The organism is Pseudomonas sp. Emmai (genome assembly GCF_055179735.1).
The window spans coordinates 2,339,745-2,356,199 of record NZ_CM143685.1 but is presented as its reverse complement, the minus strand read 5'-3'; the positions used below and the strand labels follow the sequence as shown (position 1 = coordinate 2,356,199).

Here is a 16,455-nt window from a genome sequence, read left to right as displayed (position 1 = left end):
AGTCGGTTACAAGATTCTTATTGTTGAAATGCCGTCCTGTAGGAGCCAGGCTTGCCGGCGAAGGCGTCCTCAAGATCGCCTTCGCCGGCAAGCCTGGCTCCTACAGGGGGTAGGTGTCAGTCAGAAGGAATCACCCGGCACGCGGACGAAGCCTTCCATCAACACCCGCGCACTGCGGCTCATGATGGCTTTTTTCACGACCCATTCGCCGTGTTCCAGGCTGGCTTCAGCGCCGACCCGCAACGTCCCGGACGGATGCCCGAAACGCACCGCGTTACGCTCGACACCACCCGCTGCGAGGTTCACCAGCGTCCCGGAAATCGCCGCCGCGGTGCCGATGGCTACGGCCGCCGTGCCCATCATCGCGTGGTGCAATTTGCCCATGGACAGCGCCCGCACCAGCAGGTCGACATCCCCCGCCGCAATCGCCTTGCCGCTCGATGCAACATAGTCCGCAGGCTTGGCCACGAACGCCACTTTCGGCGTGTGCTGGCGCTTGGCGGCTTCGTCCAGGTCCTTGATCAGGCCCATGCGCAGCGCGCCGTAGGCACGGATGGTTTCGAACATCGCCAGGGCTTTGGGGTCGCCGTTGATCGCGCCTTGCAGCTCGGTGCCTTTGTAACCGAGGTCTTCGGCGTTGATAAAAATCGTCGGGATGCCGGCGTTGATCATGGTCGCCTTGAAGGTGCCGATACCGGGCACTTCGAGGTCGTCCACCAGGTTGCCCGTGGGAAACATCGACCCGCCGCCGCCCTCTTCTTCCGCCGCCGGGTCCATGAATTCGACCTGCACTTCGGCGGCCGGAAAGGTCACGCCGTCGAGTTCGAAATCACCGGTTTCCTGCACTTCGCCGTTGGTGATCGGCACGTGGGCGATGATGGTCTTGCCGATGTTGGCCTGCCACACCCGAACGATGGCCACGCCGTTGTGCGGGATGCGGCTGGCGTCGACCAGACCGTTGCTGATGGCGAACGAACCGACCGCCGCCGACAGGTTGCCGCAGTTGCCGCTCCAGTCCACGAACGGCTTGTCGATGGAGACCTGGCCGAACAGGTAATCAACGTCGTGATCAGCCTTGATGCTTTTCGACAGGATCACGGTTTTGCTGGTGCTGGACGTAGCGCCGCCCATGCCGTCGATTTGTTTGTCGTAGGGGTCGGGGCTGCCGATTACCCGCAGCAACAAGGCGTCGCGAGCGGGGCCGGGAATCTGGGCCGCTTCGGGCAGGTCCTTGAGGCTGAAGAACACGCCTTTGCTGGTGCCGCCGCGCATGTAGGTGGCGGGGATTTTGATCTGAGGTACGTGAGCCATGTCATTCCTCTATTGGCCAACGGGGGACCTGAAGTCCCCCGTGACTTTGCATTTTTAAACGGCGACCGCCGATTCAAGGAAGTCCTGGGCAAAACGCTGCAACACGCCGCCCGCCTCATAAATCGAGACTTCTTCAGCGGTGTCGAGTCGGCAAGTCACCGGCACTTCAACGCGCTCGCCATTCAGACGATTGATCACCAACGTCAGCTGCGCACGCGGCGTGCGGTCGCCAATCACGTCGTAGGTTTCGCTGCCGTCGATGCCCAAGGTGTGACGGTCGGTGCCCGGCAAGAATTCCAGCGGCAACACGCCCATGCCCACCAGGTTGGTGCGGTGAATGCGCTCGAAACCTTCAGCGGCAATCGCCTCCACACCGGCCAGGCGCACGCCCTTCGCCGCCCAGTCACGGGACGAACCCTGACCGTAGTCGGCGCCGGCAATGATGATCAACGGCTGCTTGCGTTCCATGTAGGTTTCGATGGCTTCCCACATGCGCATGACCTGGCCTTCCGGCTCGACCCGCGCCAAAGAGCCCTGCTTGACCTTGCCGTTTTCCGTAACCATTTCATTGAACAGTTTCGGGTTGGCGAAGGTCGCGCGCTGGGCGGTCAAGTGGTCGCCACGGTGGGTCGCGTAGGAGTTGAAGTCCTCTTCCGGCAAGCCCATTTTCGCCAGGTATTCGCCGGCGGCGCTGTCGAGCATGATCGCGTTCGACGGCGACAGGTGATCGGTGGTGATGTTGTCCGGCAGCACCGCCAGCGGGCGCATGCCCTTGAGCGGTCGTGCGCCGGCCAGCGCGCCTTCCCAGTACGGCGGACGGCGGATGTAGGTGCTCATCTCGCGCCAGTCGTACAGCGGCGTGACTTTCGGGCCGGTGTCTTCGTGGATGGCGAACATCGGGATGTAGACCTGGCGGAACTGCTCGGGCTTGACCGAGGCTTTCACCACGGCGTCGATTTCTTCGTCGCTCGGCCAGATGTCTTTGAGGCGAATTTCCTTGCCATCGACCACGCCCAGCACATCTTTTTCGATGTCGAAACGGATGGTGCCGGCGATGGCATAAGCCACCACCAAGGGCGGCGAAGCCAGGAACGCATTCTTGGCGTACGGGTGAATCCGCCCGTCGAAGTTGCGGTTGCCCGAGAGCACGGCAGTGGCGTACAGGTCGCGGTCGATGATCTCTTGCTGGATCACCGGATCGAGCGCGCCGGACATGCCGTTGCAGGTGGTGCAGGCAAACGCAACGATGCCAAAACCGAGTTGTTCCAGCTCAGTGGTCAGCCCGGCTTCGTCCAGGTACAGCGCCACGGTTTTCGAACCCGGGGCCAAGGACGATTTGACCCACGGCTTGCGGGTCAGCCCGAGCTTGTTGGCATTGCGCGCCAGCAGGCCGGCGGCGATGACGTTGCGCGGGTTGCTGGTGTTGGTGCAACTGGTGATGGCGGCGATGATCACTGCGCCGTCCGGCATCTGGCCAGGCACTTCGGTCCATTGGCCGGAGATGCCTTGGGCAGCCAAATCCGAGGTCGCAACGCGCGCGTGCGGATTGCTCGGGCCGGCCATGTTGCGCACTACCGTGGACAGGTCGAAGCTCAAGCCACGCTCGTATTGCGCATTTTTCAGGCTGTCAGCCCACAGGCCAGTGGTCTTGGCGTAGTTCTCGACCAACTGCACCTGCTCGTCTTCGCGACCGGTGAGTTTGAGGTAGTCGATGGTCTGCTGGTCGATGTAGAACATCGCGGCGGTGGCGCCGTATTCCGGGGCCATGTTGGAAATGGTCGCGCGGTCGCCGAGGGTCAGCGCCGAGGCGCCTTCGCCGAAGAACTCCAGCCATGCGCCGACAACTTTCTGTTTACGCAGGAACTCGGTCAGCGCCAGCACCATGTCGGTGGCGGTGATGCCCGGTTGCAGCTTGCCGGTCAGTTCGACACCGACGCTTTCCGGCAGGCGCATCCACGAGGCGCGGCCGAGCATCACGCTCTCAGCTTCGAGACCGCCAACGCCGATGGCGATCACGCCCAGCGCATCAACGTGCGGGGTGTGGCTGTCGGTGCCGACGCAGGTGTCCGGGAAGGCCACGCCGTCACGCACCTGGATCACCGGGGACATTTTCTCCAGGTTGATCTGGTGCATGATCCCGTTGCCTGGCGGGATCACGTCGACGTTTTTGAACGCCTTCTTGGTCCAGTTGATGAAGTGAAAACGGTCTTCATTGCGACGGTCTTCGATGGCGCGGTTCTTCTCGAACGCCTCCGGATCGAAACCACCACGCTCGACGGCCAAGGAGTGGTCAACGATCAATTGCGTCGGCACCACCGGGTTGACTTGCGCCGGGTCGCCACCTTGCAGGGCGATCGCATCGCGCAGGCCGGCGAGGTCGACCAAAGCGGTCTGGCCGAGAATGTCATGGCACACGACACGCGCCGGGAACCACGGGAAGTCGAGGTCGCGCTTGCGTTCGATGAATTGCTTCAGGGAATCGGTGAGCGTGGCCGGGTCACAGCGACGCACCAGGTTTTCCGCCAGTACGCGGGAGGTGTACGGCAGGGTGTCATAGGCGCCAGGCTGGATCGCTTCGACCGCCGCACGGACGTCGAAGTAATCCAGATGGCTGCCGGGCAGCGGTTTGCGGAATTCTGTGTTCATCAGGTCGGGACTCGGTCACGGTAAGTGCAAAAGGGTGGGGCCGATCTGAATCCGTGCGCCCTGTAGGAGCGAAGCTTGCTCGCGAAAGCGGTCTATCTGTCGACATCAATGTTGAATGTCGGTCCGTCTTCGCAAGCAAGCTTCGCTCCTACAGGGGTATCGGCGTTCACGTCGGCCCTCCCCCCATCAGCGTTGTTCGATTGGCACGAACTTGCGCTGTTCGACGCCGACGTACTCGGCGCTCGGGCGGATGATGCGGTTGTTGGCACGTTGTTCAAACACATGCGCCGCCCAGCCGGTCAGGCGCGAGCAGACGAAAATCGGCGTGAACAATTTGGTCGGGATGCCCATGAAGTGGTACGTCGACGCGTGGTAGAAATCGGCGTTAGGGAACAGTTTCTTCTGCTCCCACATGGTCTTGTCGATGGCTTCGGAGACCGGGAACAACACGGTGTCGCCCACTTCGTCCGCAAGCTTTTTCGACCAGGCCTTGATCACCTCGTTGCGCGGGTCGTTGTCCTTATAGATCGCGTGGCCGAAGCCCATGATCTTGTCCTTGCGCGCGAGCATACCGAGGGTGCCTTCGATCGCCTCTTGCGGCGACTTGAAGCGCTCGATCATTTCCATCGCCGCTTCGTTGGCGCCGCCGTGCAGCGGACCGCGCAGGGAGCCGATGGCAGCGGTGATGCAAGAGAACATGTCCGACAGGGTCGACGCGCAAACTCGGGCGGTGAAGGTCGAAGCATTGAACTCGTGTTCCGCATAGAGGATCAGCGACACGTTCATCACTTTGACGTGCAGCTCGCTCGGCTTCTTGTCGTGCAGCAAGTGCAGGAAGTGGCCGCCAATTGTCTGTTCGTCGCTCACGCAATGGATGCGTTTGCCGTCGTGGCTGAAGCGATACCAGTAGCACATGATCGCCGGGAACGCGGCGAGCAAACGGTCAGTCACGTCGTGTTGCTCGGAGAAGTCTCTCTCCGGCTCGATGTTGCCCAGGAACGAGCAACCGGTGCGCATCACGTCCATCGGGTGGGCGTCGGCGGGGATGCGTTCCAGCACTTCCTTCAGGGCTTGCGGCAGGTCGCGCAGCTTGCTCAGTTTGCTGATGTAAGCGGTGAGTTGGGTTTTGGTCGGCAGTTCGCCGTACAGCAGCAGGTAGGCGACTTCTTCGAATTGTGCGTCAGCCGCCAGTTCGCGAACGTCGTAGCCACGATAAGTCAGGCCGGCGCCCGACTGGCCCACGGTGGACAGTGCGGTTTGCCCGGCAACCTGGCCACGGAGCCCGGCGCCACTGAGTACTTTTGCTTCGGCCATTGCTGTCTCCAATCTTGAAATTTTTAGGGAAACTTGTAGGAGCGAAGCTTGCTCGCGAAAGCGGTGTGTCAGACGACATCAATGTTGAAGGTCAGTCAGTTTTCGCGAGCCAGCTTTGCTCCTGCGGGGGTCATCGTTACTTTTTGGCGGCAAACAACGCATCGAGCTTCTGCTCGAAGGTGTGGTAGTCGATGCGATCGTAAAGCTCCATGCGGGTTTGCATGGTGTCGATCACGTTCTGTTGCGTGCCGTCGCGGCGGATCGCGGTGTAGACGTTTTCCGCTGCCTTGTTCATCGCGCGGAACGCCGACAATGGGTATAGCACCAGCGACACGTCGGCAGCGGCGAGTTGCTCGGTGGTGTACAGCGGCGTCGCGCCGAATTCGGTGATATTGGCCAGGATCGGCGCTTTCACGCGACTGGCGAACAGCTTGTACATGTCCAGTTCGGTGATGGCTTCCGGGAAGATCATGTCGGCGCCAGCCTCGATGCACGCGGCGGCGCGATCCAGCGCGGACTCCAGGCCTTCCACGGCCAGGGCGTCGGTGCGGGCCATGATCACGAAGCTGTCGTCGGTGCGGGCATCGACGGCGGCTTTGATGCGGTCGACCATTTCCTGCAGCGACACGATTTCTTTATTCGGGCGGTGACCGCAGCGCTTGGCGCCGACCTGGTCTTCGATGTGAATCGCCGCCGCGCCGAACTTGATCATCGACTTGACGGTGCGCGCCACGTTGAACGCCGAGGAACCGAAACCGGTGTCCACGTCCACCAGCAGCGGCAGGTCGCAAACGTCAGTGATGCGGCGCACGTCGGTCAGCACGTCATCCAGACCGGTGATGCCCAGATCCGGCACACCGAGGGAGCCGGCAGCCACCCCGCCACCCGACAGGTAAATCGCCTTGAAACCGGCGCGCTTGGCCAGCAGCGCGTGGTTGGCGTTGATCGCGCCGACCACTTGCAGCGGATGTTCGCTGGCGACCGCATCGCGGAAACGCTGGCCTGGAGTGCTCTTGTTCGAACTCATGACTCACCTCGTTCAGTGGCTGTCTTATTGGCGCCGTCCTGGTAGTGACGGGCGATATTGCGTTTGGAGGCGCCGATGTGGCGGCGCATCAACAACTCGGCCAGTTCACCGTCACGGTCGGCGATGGCGTCGAGAATCCGGTGGTGCTCGGCAAAGGCCTGGCGCGGGCGATTGGGTGTGGTGGAAAACTGGATGCGGTACATGCGCACCAATTGATACAGCTCGCCGCAGAGCATCTGGGTCAGGGTGCGGTTGCCGCTGCCCTGGATGATCCGGTAATGAAAGTCGAAATCGCCTTCCTGCTGGTAGTAGCCGACACCGGCCTGGAACGCCGCGTCCCGTTCGTGGGTTTCGAGAACCCGGCGCAGCTCGTCGATTTCTTCGACGGTCATGCGCTCGGCGGCCAGGCGACAGGCCATGCCTTCCAGGGATTCGCGGATTTCGTAGAGTTCCAGCAACTCGGCGTGGCTCAGGGAAACCACCCGCGCACCGACGTGCGGTATGCGCACCAGCAGGCGCTGGCCTTCCAGGCGATGGATCGCTTCGCGCAACGGCCCGCGGCTGATGCCGTAGGTGCGTGCCAGCTCCGGCTCGGAAATCTTGCTGCCCGGGGCGATCTCGCCTTTGACGATGGCCGCCTGGATGCGCCGGAAGACATTCTCGGAAAGCGTTTCCGAATCGTCCTGCGTGATCACCGGGGGATCGAGTTGATCCAGCATATTGTCGACACCTTGTGAGCCAATGCGGCAAAAACTAGCGAATACAGGCCGTATAGTCAAAGGATAAATAGGTATTGTCGACAATCGTCTAATAACCGCTTGCGCCATAACGAAGCAGTCCCATGGTTTATAGCCTCCTGCCAGCGGTGGCGCCATAAAACCACCGTGCTAGAATGCCGCCCGCATTTGCTTGTCATCTGCATCTGCATGGCTTGTCATAAATAGCTGATAGGCATACGAGGGAGCTTGCGCAGTGATGCCAGGGCCTTGAACCGAAGTACGGACCGCTGCGCACCCAGGATTTATGAGACTCAAGCCCTTTTCCACATTCCTTTATTTCCTGTTCCTGCCCGGCGTCGCCGCCGCGGGGGAAAAGACCGTGTACGGCCTCAACGAGTACGCCTCGCTGAATGGCATTGACCTGGAAGTCGCCGCCAAACTCGACACCGGGGCGAAAACCGCTTCCTTAAGTGCACGGGACATCAAGCGCTTCAAACGCAATGGTGAATCCTGGGTGCGCTTCTACCTGGCGATCGACGCCGCGCATTCGCACCCGATCGAACGACCGCTGGCCCGGGTCAGCAAGATCAAGCGCCGGGCCGGTGACTACGACCCGGAAGAAGGCAAGAAATACACGGCCCGCCCGGTGATCGAGCTGGATATCTGCATGGGCACGGCGTTGCGCAGCATCGAAGTGAACCTCACCGACCGCAGCGCCTTCCAATACCCGCTCCTGATCGGCTCCGAGGCGCTCAAACGCTTCGATGCGCTGGTCGACCCCAGTCTTAAATACGCTGCTGGCAAACCCGCCTGCGCCACCGACGCTCATACCGCAGAGTAATTCCGAATGCGCTCTCTTAACCTCCACCTGAAAATCCTCATCGCCATCCTGGTGGTGCTGGGCATTTCAGTTACGGCCTACCAGATCTTCGTGCTCGGCATCCCCGTGACCGAGGACGCCACGGACGACTTGTGGAACATCGACGCCAAGGTCGAGTTCGTCGCCAGTGCCAAGGACCCGGTCAAGATCCAGATGTTCGTGCCGCCCCTGAGCCGCGACTATGTGAGCCTGAACGAAAGCTTCATTTCCAATAACTACGGCGTGGCGGTGAACCGCGTCGACGGCAACCGCAAGGTCACCTGGTCGGCCCGTCGCGCCAAGGGCAACCAGACCCTGTATTACCGTCTGGTGCTGACCAAGCGCTACAGCGGCGAAAAATCCAAGATCAAAGGCCCGACCTTCCGCGACAGCATCGCCGTCGAAGGCGCGGAGAAAGTCGCCGCCGAAGCCCTGCTCGCCCCGATCCGCCAACACTCGGCCGACGTCGAAACCTTCGTCGGCGAAGCGATCAAGCGCGTCAACAATCTCAACGACGACAACGTGAAGCTGTTGCTCGGCGGCGATCCGTCGACTGCGAACAAAGCCCGGATCGTCGAACTGGTGCTGTCCATTGCCCACGTGCCGGTGGAGAAGGTCCACACCGTCCGTCTGGTGGCCGACCAACCGCAAGTCCCTGAACTCTGGCTGCGCAGTTTCAACGGCACCGACTGGCTGTACTTCAACCCGGAAACCGGTGAACAAGGCATGCCGACCGACCGCCTGCTGTGGTGGACCGGCGATGAAAACCTGATCACCGTCGATGGCGGCAAGAAAGCCAACGTGACGTTCAGCCTGAACAACAGCGAAATGAACGCCATTCGCCTGGCCAAGCTGACCGACGAAAACACCGACGCCAACTTCCTCGAATACTCGCTGTACGGCCTGCCGCTGCAAACCCAGCAGACCTTCATGATCATGGTGATGATCCCGATTGGCGTGCTGGTGATCCTGATCCTGCGCAACCTGATCGGCCTGCAGACCCTCGGCACCTTCACGCCAGTGCTGATCGCCCTGGCCTTCCGCGAGACGCAGCTGGGCTTCGGGATTGTGCTGTTTACGATCATCACGGCGCTGGGGCTGTCGCTGCGTTCCTATCTGGAGCACTTGAAGCTGCAAATGCTGCCGAGGCTGTCGGTGGTGCTGACCTTTGTCGTGGTACTGATCGCGGCGATCAGCCTGTTCAGCCACAAACTCGGCCTGGAGCGCGGGTTGTCGGTGGCGCTGTTCCCGATGGTGATTCTGACCATGACCATCGAACGCCTGTCGATCACCTGGGAAGAACGCGGTGCCGGGCATGCCATGAAGGTGGCGATCGGCACGCTGTTCGCCGCGTCCCTGGCGCACCTGATCATGAGCGTGCCGGAGTTGGTGTACTTCGTGTTCACCTTCCCGGCGATCCTGTTGATCCTGGTGGGCTTCATGCTGGCCATGGGTCGCTATCGCGGCTACCGTTTGACCGAGCTGATCCGCTTCAAAGCGTTCCTCAAGGCTGACTCGTAATGTTCGGTTTCTGGAAGACCTGGAAGGCCCTGGAAGCCCGGGGCATCATGGGGATCAATCGGCGTAACGCGGACTACGTGCTCAAGTACAACAAGCGCAGCCTGTACCCGATTGTCGATGACAAGATCATCACCAAGGAGCGCGCGCTGGCCGCCGGCATCAACGTGCCGGAGCTGTACGGGATCATCTCCACCGAGAAAGAAATCGACAACCTCGACAAGATCATTGGCGGGCGCAGCGACTTCGTAATCAAGCCGGCCCAGGGCGCGGGCGGTGACGGCATTATTGTGGTGGCCGACCGTTTCGAGGGTCGCTATCGCACGGTGTCCGGCAAGATCCTCAGCCATGAGGAACTTGAGCACCATATCTCCAGCATCCTCACCGGCCTGTATTCCCTCGGCGGCCACCGCGACCGGGCGCTGATCGAATACCGCGTGACCCCGGACCAGATCTTCAAGAGCATCAGCTACGAAGGCGTGCCGGACATCCGCATCATCGTGTTGATGGGCTACCCGGTGATGGCCATGCTGCGCTTGCCGACCCGTCAGTCCGGCGGCAAGGCCAACCTGCACCAGGGCGCCATCGGGGTCGGCGTCGACCTGGCCACCGGCCTGACCCTGCGCGGCACCTGGCTGAACAACATCATCACCAAACACCCGGACACCACCAACGCCGTGGATGGCGTGCAACTGCCCTACTGGGACGGTTTCATGAAACTCGCCGCCGGCTGCTATGAGTTGTGCGGGCTGGGTTACATCGGCGTGGACATGGTGCTCGACCAGGAGAAAGGGCCGCTGATTCTTGAGCTCAACGCCCGGCCGGGGTTGAACATCCAGATTGCCAATGATTGTGGGCTGACGTTGCGCACCCATGCGGTCGAGGCGCGGCTGGAAGAATTGAAGGCCCGTGGGATTGTCGAAACCGTGCAGCAGCGGGTGGAGTTTGTGCAGCAGATGTTTGGGCATATTCCGCCAGTTGAGGGCTAGCCGCTGTGGCGAGGGGGCTTGCCCCCGTTGGGCTGCGAAGCGGCCCCAAAAACATTTATCTCGATAGTGTCAGGCAGACCGCATCAGCCGATTTTACGACTGCTGCGCAGCCGAACGGGGGCAAGCCCCCTCGCCACAGGTCTCTTGCCAGCGGCCACCCAACTGCCAATCCCCGACATCCCCTCTAGGAGCAAGTCCTGCAGAGGACTACAATCGCCACCCCGCCACGATGGCTGATCCGCACCGCCCATGTTGACCTGTTCCGTACACCCGCTCCCCTATCGCGCCAACCCCGCCGAGTACTTCGCGGCGATCCGTCATGCCCCCGGTGCCGTGCTGCTCGACAGTGGCCGACCGACGGCCGATCGCGGGCGCTTTGATGTGCTCAGCGCCTGGCCGCTGGAGCAACTGGCCGTGCTGCCACAGGAAAGCGGTGCCGATTTCCTGCAACGTCTGCGGGACAATCTGACACAACTGGGCGAAGCGTCCGTCCCGAATGAACTGCCCTTCGCCGGCGGTTTGATCGGTTACCTGAGCTACGACTTCGGCCGTCATCTGGAGCACCTGCCGCACCAGGCCCAAGACGATCTGCATTTGCCTGATGCGCGTTTCGGTGTGTATGACTGGGCGTTGATCAGCGATCACCAGCGCTTGACCAGTCAGCTGGTGTTTCACCCGACGCTGGCGGACAGTGAGCGGCAACGCTTGATCGCACTGTTTACTCAACCTGCGGCTGCACCCGTCGAGCCGTTCAAGCTGAAAGCGCCGATGAGCGCCGATCTCAGCGCCGACCAGTATCGCCAGGCCCTTGAGCGAATTCAGGAGTACATCCAGGCCGGCGACTGCTATCAGGTCAACTTCGCCCAGCGCTTTCGCGCGCAATGCGAAGGCGACCCATGGGCCGCCTATTGCGCCCTGCGAGCCGCCTGCCCGACGCCGTTTTCCGGGTTCCAGAGCCTGCCCGATGGCGGCGCAGTCCTGAGCCTGTCGCCGGAGCGCTTCGTCAAAGTCAGCGAGCGCCAGGTGGAAACCCGTCCGATCAAGGGCACCCGCCCCCGCGGCCTGACCCCAGCCGAAGACACGGCGAACGCCGCCGAACTGCTGGCCAGCCCCAAGGACCGCGCGGAAAACCTGATGATCGTCGACCTGCTGCGCAACGACCTCGGTCGCACCTGCCGTATCGGCTCGGTGCGGGTGCCGGAGTTGTTCAGCCTGGAAAGCTATCCAAACGTGCATCACCTGGTGAGCAGCGTCACCGGCGAACTGGCGGACGACAAGGACGCCCTGGACCTGATCGCCGGCAGTTTCCCCGGCGGTTCGATTACCGGCGCGCCGAAAATTCGCGCGATGCAGATCATTGATGAACTGGAGCCGACCCGTCGTGGGTTGTACTGCGGATCGTTGGTGTACCTGGACGTGCGCGGTGAGATGGACAGTTCCATCGCCATTCGCAGTTTGTTGGTCAAGGATGGGCAGGTGTGTTGCTGGGGTGGGGGCGGGATTGTTGCGGATTCAGAGTGGCAGGCCGAGTATCAGGAATCGATCACCAAGGTGAAGGTGTTGCTCGATACCCTTCAGGGCCTTTGATCGTTCCCACGCTCCGCGTGGGAATGCCTCAATGGACACTCCGCGTCCGCTTTGGGACGCAGAGCGTCCCGGGCTGCATTCCCACGCAGAGCGTGGGAACGATCACTAACAGGATTGGGTTTACAAGGTCAGGGCCCGGTTCGAGGCTTTGATAAATTCCTGCTTCAAATCCGCAAAACTGTGCACCGCCGGGAACTGCGGAAACTCGCGAATCACATTGTCCGGCGCATGGAACAGAATCCCGGCATCGGCCTCGCCCAGCATCGTCGTGTCGTTATACGAATCCCCCGCCGCAATCACCCGGTAATAAAGGCTCTTGAAGGCCAGTACCGACTGACGCTTGGGATCTTTCTGACGTAACTGATAGCTCGTCACCCGCCCGGCATCGTCGGTAATCAGGCGATGGCAGAGCAAGGTCGGGAAGCCCAGTTGGCGCATCAGCGGCTGGGAAAACTCGTAGAACGTGTCCGACAGGATCACCACCTGGAAGCGCTCGCGCAGCCAGTTGACGAACTCAATGGCGCCGTCCAGCGGTTGCAGCGTGGCGATCACTTCCTGGATGTCCGAGAGCTTCAGGCCATGCTCGTCGAGAATGCGCAGGCGCTGCTTCATCAGCACGTCGTAGTCGGGAATGTCCCGGGTGGTGGCCCGAAGGGATTCGATCCCGGTTTTTTCGGCGAAGGCGATCCAGATTTCCGGGACCAGCACACCTTCAAGATCCAGACAGGCAATTTCCACAAGACACTCCCATTTGTATTGATTATTGAGTCGAGCGAGCAAAAGGACTGCCGAACTCTAGCGACTCGGGCCAGCCCGCGCAACGCAGAGGGCGCGCCAAGGGCTGTGGGATTTTGTTACCATCGACGCCATATAGAGCGCCCAGCGCCACCGACCTGTAGGAAGCCGCCCTGATGAGCCCATCGTTCGATGTCGTGGAACTCGCCACGACCTATGCCAACAAATCCGCCCAGGACATCCTGAAACTCGCGTTCGCCGAGTTTGGCGATGACCTGTGGATATCTTTCAGCGGTGCCGAGGATGTGGTGCTGGTGGACATGGCCTGGAAGCTGAACAAGAACGTCAAAGTGTTCAGCCTCGACACCGGCCGCTTGCACCCCGAGACCTACCGCTTCATCGATCAGGTGCGCGAGCACTACAAGATCGACATCGAACTGGTGTCGCCGGACTACACGAAACTGGAACCGTTCGTGAAGGAAAAAGGCCTGTTCAGTTTCTACAAGGACGGCCATGGCGAATGCTGCGGCATCCGCAAGATCGAGCCGCTGCGTCGCAAGTTGTCCGGGGTCACCGCCTGGGCCACCGGCCAGCGCCGGGACCAGAGCCCGGGCACGCGCAGCGCCGTTGCCGTACTGGAAATCGACACCGCGTTCTCCACGCCCGAGCGCACCCTGTACAAGTTCAACCCACTGGCACAGATGACCAGCGAAGAGATCTGGGGTTACATCCGCATGCTCGAGCTGCCGTACAACAGCCTGCATGAGCGCGGCTTCATCAGCATCGGCTGCGAACCGTGCACCCGACCTGTGCTGCCGAACCAGCATGAGCGTGAAGGTCGCTGGTGGTGGGAAGAAGCGACGCAGAAAGAATGCGGGCTGCACGCGGGCAATATCATCAGCAAATCCAAAGCCTGAACCAGGCCTCGCGCCATCCCCCGCAGGAGCAAATGTGTACACACGAATGTCACCATAGGTGCCATTTATGTGTGCACTTTTAATTTCTACGCCCCAAAAAGTTACACCCTCCTTTCCTGACGCCCCCAGTCGCCGATTTCCACAAACCTTGCTGAAAAATAAATACCTGTTCAATCGGTCAATTTATATCGCCTTGATTTCAGCCACTTAGCGCCAGCTAATAACAAAACGAAATTAACCCTTAAATTCATAGCTCCTGAACTGGCACAGATCTGGCTTAAGTGCATACATGTTTTGTATACAATCACAATCAAAACATACACACACTTTCGATCCGCAAGCCTGAAGCGCCCTATCCCGTACAGGCTGCAGATGCCCCGTAACCAATGATGCTTATTGCCCGCGACGAAGATTTGTCGAGCCCACGCTCATGCACAGTCACCGCGACGCCAAGCCTCAGGAGCCTGCCGGAATGCGTACTAGCCTCTCCAATAACAACATCGCGCTGGATCTGCCCTCCTCTCAACCTGCCCTCAACGATCACGATCAAACGCTGCAAGCCCCAGTGATCCTCAGCCCGCGCCTGCACAACAAGGACCTGGCGCCGACCAAGGCCGAAGGCCGGCGCTGGGGTCGCTACAGCATCTTCGCCCTGTGGACCAATGACGTTCACAACATCGCCAACTACTCGTTTGCCATCGGCCTGTATGCGCTGGGCCTGGGCGGCTGGCAGATCCTGTTGTCCCTGGGGATCGGCGCGGCACTGGTGTATTGCTTCATGAACCTGTCCGGCTACATGGGGCAGAAAACCGGGGTGCCGTTTCCGGTGATCAGCCGGATCAGTTTCGGCATTCACGGGGCGCAAATTCCTGCACTGATCCGCGCCGTTATCGCCATCGCCTGGTTCGGGATTCAGACGTACCTGGCCTCGGTGGTGTTTCGTGTCCTGCTGACGGCGGTTCACCCCGGTTTCGCCGACTACGACCACAACTCGATCCTCGGCCTCTCGACCTTGGGCTGGATCTGTTTCGTGGCGATCTGGTTCGTGCAACTGGCGATCCTGGCGTATGGCATGGAGATGGTGCGGCGCTACGAAGCGTTTGCCGGGCCGGTGATCCTGCTGACCGTCGCCTCCCTCGCCGGGTGGATGTACTTCCAGGCCGACGCGACCATCGCCTGGTCGATCCGCGAACCCCTGAGCGGTGGCGAGATGTGGCGCAACATCTTTGCCGGCGGCGCGCTGTGGCTGTCGATCTACGGCACGCTGATCCTCAACTTCTGCGACTTCGCCCGTTCCTCGCCGTGCCGCAAGACCATCAAGGTGGGAAATTTCTGGGGCCTGCCGGTGAATATTCTGGTGTTCGCCAGCATCACCGTCCTGCTCTGTGGCGCGCAATTCCAGATCAACGGCCGGATCATCGAAAGTCCGACGGAAATCATCGCCTCGATCCCGAACACCTTCTTCCTGGTCCTCGGCTGTCTGGCGTTCCTGATCGTCACCGTGGCGGTGAACATCATGGCCAACTTCGTCGCCCCGGCTTTCGTGCTCAGCAACCTGGCGCCGAAATACCTGACCTTCCGCCGCGCCGGGTTGATCAGCGCGACCATCGCCGTGCTGATCCTGCCGTGGAACCTCTACAACAGCCCGCTGGTGATCGTGTATTTCCTGTCCGGCCTCGGCGCCCTGCTCGGCCCGCTGTACGGGGTGATCATGGTCGACTACTGGCTGGTACGAAAAGGTCAGGTCAACGTGCCGCAGTTGTACAGCGAAGACCCCGATGGCGCTTATTACTACAGCCGTGGGGTCAATCTCCGCGCGGTGGCGGCGTTTATTCCTGCAGCCTTGATCGCCATCGTCCTGGCGCTGATGCCGGGCTTTCACCTCGTGTCGCCGTTCTCCTGGCTGATTGGTGCCGGGATTGCCGGGATGCTCTACCTGATCATCGCCAAGCGGCAGCCGCATTACGCCGATGTCAGCGGTGAGAGCATTGCTGTGGATAACGTCAGCCATTAATCCCCCTCGCGGCCCGGCGATGTCGGGCCGCCGAACTACCCCGCTATAAGGACTTCCCATGCGAATTCTCGTGGTCAACGTCAACACCACCGAATCCATCACCCAGGCCATCGCTCGCCAGGCCCAGTCCGTGGCCGCGCCCGGCACCGAAATCATCGGCTTGACGCCGTATTTCGGTGCCGATTCCATCGAAGGCAATTTCGAAAGCTACCTGGCGGCTATCGCGGTGATGGACCGGGTCATGTCCTACGACCAGCCGTTCGACGCGGTCATCCAGGCCGGCTACGGCGAACACGGGCGCGAAGGTTTGCAGGAACTGCTCAATGTGCCGGTGGTGGACATCACCGATGCCGGCGCCAGCACGGCAATGTTCCTTGGCCATGCGTATTCGGTGGTCACGACGCTGGATCGCACCGTGCCGCTGATCGAGGATCGCCTGAAGTTGTCCGGGCTGTGGGACCGTTGCGCCTCGGTGCGGGCCAGTGGCCTGGCGGTGTTGGAGCTGGAATCCGATCCGCAACGGGCGCTGGAAGCGATTGTTCGCCAGGCGGAATTGGCGGTGCTGGAGGACAAGGCCGAGGTGATTTGCCTGGGCTGCGGCGGCATGGCCGGGCTGGACGAGCAGATTCGCCAGCGCACCGGCGTGCCGGTGGTGGATGGCGTGACGGCGGCGGTGACCATTGCCGAATCGTTGGTGCGGCTGGGGTTGTCGACGTCCAAGGTGCGGACGTACGCGACGCCGCGGCCGAAGGCGATTATTGGGTGGCCGGGGCGGTTCGGGCGGTAGACCGCGTTATCGTTGTTCGCGGGCAAGCCTCG

13 protein-coding genes are annotated in these 16,455 nt (G+C 61.2%); 7 read left to right on the top strand and 6 right to left on the bottom strand.

Going from position 1 to position 16,455, the window contains the following annotated elements:
* Positions 1-120: 120 nt before the first annotated feature.
* The 5 genes from prpF to ACY4LX_RS10725 form a co-directional block, all read right to left on the bottom strand.
* Positions 121-1,311 (bottom strand): 2-methylaconitate cis-trans isomerase PrpF, encoded by a 1,191-nt coding sequence (gene prpF / locus ACY4LX_RS10745; protein ID WP_149656850.1) that lies wholly within the window; start codon positions 1,309-1,311, stop codon positions 121-123.
* Positions 1,312-1,365: 54 nt separating this feature from the next.
* Positions 1,366-3,957, bottom strand: a complete 2,592-nt coding sequence (acnD, locus tag ACY4LX_RS10740) for a Fe/S-dependent 2-methylisocitrate dehydratase AcnD (RefSeq protein WP_463259860.1) — start codon at positions 3,955-3,957, stop codon at positions 1,366-1,368.
* 186 nt (positions 3,958-4,143) lie between these two features.
* Positions 4,144-5,271, bottom strand: a complete 1,128-nt coding sequence (gene prpC / locus ACY4LX_RS10735) for a bifunctional 2-methylcitrate synthase/citrate synthase (RefSeq protein ID WP_463259859.1) — start codon at positions 5,269-5,271, stop codon at positions 4,144-4,146.
* Between the two features lie 136 nt (positions 5,272-5,407).
* Entirely contained in the window at positions 5,408-6,298 is an 891-nt protein-coding gene (gene prpB, locus ACY4LX_RS10730) for a methylisocitrate lyase (protein ID WP_008146328.1), read from the bottom strand.
* Positions 6,295-7,014 carry a GntR family transcriptional regulator gene (locus ACY4LX_RS10725; RefSeq protein ID WP_178117484.1) on the bottom strand — a complete coding sequence of 240 codons (720 nt, stop codon included), beginning with the start codon at positions 7,012-7,014 and terminating at the stop codon, positions 6,295-6,297. Before ACY4LX_RS10725 ends, prpB begins: the two co-directional genes overlap by 4 nt.
* A gap of 307 nt (positions 7,015-7,321) precedes the next feature.
* On the opposite strand from ACY4LX_RS10725, the gene rloA reads away from it, so the two are divergent.
* The 4 genes from rloA (at position 7,322) to pabB (ending at position 11,970) form a co-directional block, all read left to right on the top strand.
* Positions 7,322-7,858, top strand: coding sequence for a retropepsin-like aspartic peptidase RloA (rloA, locus tag ACY4LX_RS10720; protein ID WP_149656854.1), 537 nt, complete (start codon positions 7,322-7,324; stop codon positions 7,856-7,858).
* Between the two features lie 6 nt (positions 7,859-7,864).
* Positions 7,865-9,397, top strand: coding sequence for an osmotic stress tolerance membrane protein RloB (gene rloB, locus ACY4LX_RS10715; RefSeq protein WP_149656855.1), 1,533 nt, complete (start codon positions 7,865-7,867; stop codon positions 9,395-9,397).
* Complete coding sequence (locus tag ACY4LX_RS10710) at positions 9,397-10,383, top strand: alpha-L-glutamate ligase-like protein (protein ID WP_463259858.1); 987 nt, start codon at positions 9,397-9,399, stop codon at positions 10,381-10,383. The genes rloB and ACY4LX_RS10710 overlap by 1 nt, the downstream gene beginning before the upstream one ends.
* Positions 10,384-10,632: 249 nt before the next feature.
* A complete protein-coding gene (gene pabB / locus ACY4LX_RS10705) occupies positions 10,633-11,970 on the top strand; it encodes an aminodeoxychorismate synthase component I (RefSeq protein WP_463259857.1) in 1,338 nt (445 codons plus the stop codon).
* A 120-nt stretch (positions 11,971-12,090) separates the two neighbouring features.
* On the opposite strand, the gene thrH is transcribed toward pabB, so the two are convergent.
* Positions 12,091-12,708 (bottom strand): bifunctional phosphoserine phosphatase/homoserine phosphotransferase ThrH, encoded by a 618-nt coding sequence (gene thrH / locus ACY4LX_RS10700; protein WP_123512105.1) that lies wholly within the window; start codon positions 12,706-12,708, stop codon positions 12,091-12,093.
* A 173-nt stretch (positions 12,709-12,881) separates the two neighbouring features.
* Here thrH and ACY4LX_RS10695 point away from each other — a divergent pair, with 173 nt between their 5' ends.
* From ACY4LX_RS10695 to ACY4LX_RS10685, 3 genes are all read left to right on the top strand, one after another.
* A complete protein-coding gene (locus ACY4LX_RS10695) occupies positions 12,882-13,622 on the top strand; it encodes a phosphoadenylyl-sulfate reductase (protein WP_008042297.1) in 741 nt (246 codons plus the stop codon).
* Between the two features lie 472 nt (positions 13,623-14,094).
* On the top strand, positions 14,095-15,636 hold the full coding sequence (locus ACY4LX_RS10690) for an NCS1 family nucleobase:cation symporter-1 (protein ID WP_149656858.1): 1,542 nt from the start codon (positions 14,095-14,097) through the stop codon (positions 15,634-15,636).
* 58 nt (positions 15,637-15,694) lie between these two features.
* Positions 15,695-16,423 (top strand): aspartate/glutamate racemase family protein, encoded by a 729-nt coding sequence (locus tag ACY4LX_RS10685; protein WP_463259856.1) that lies wholly within the window; start codon positions 15,695-15,697, stop codon positions 16,421-16,423.
* Positions 16,424-16,455: the final 32 nt, after the last annotated feature.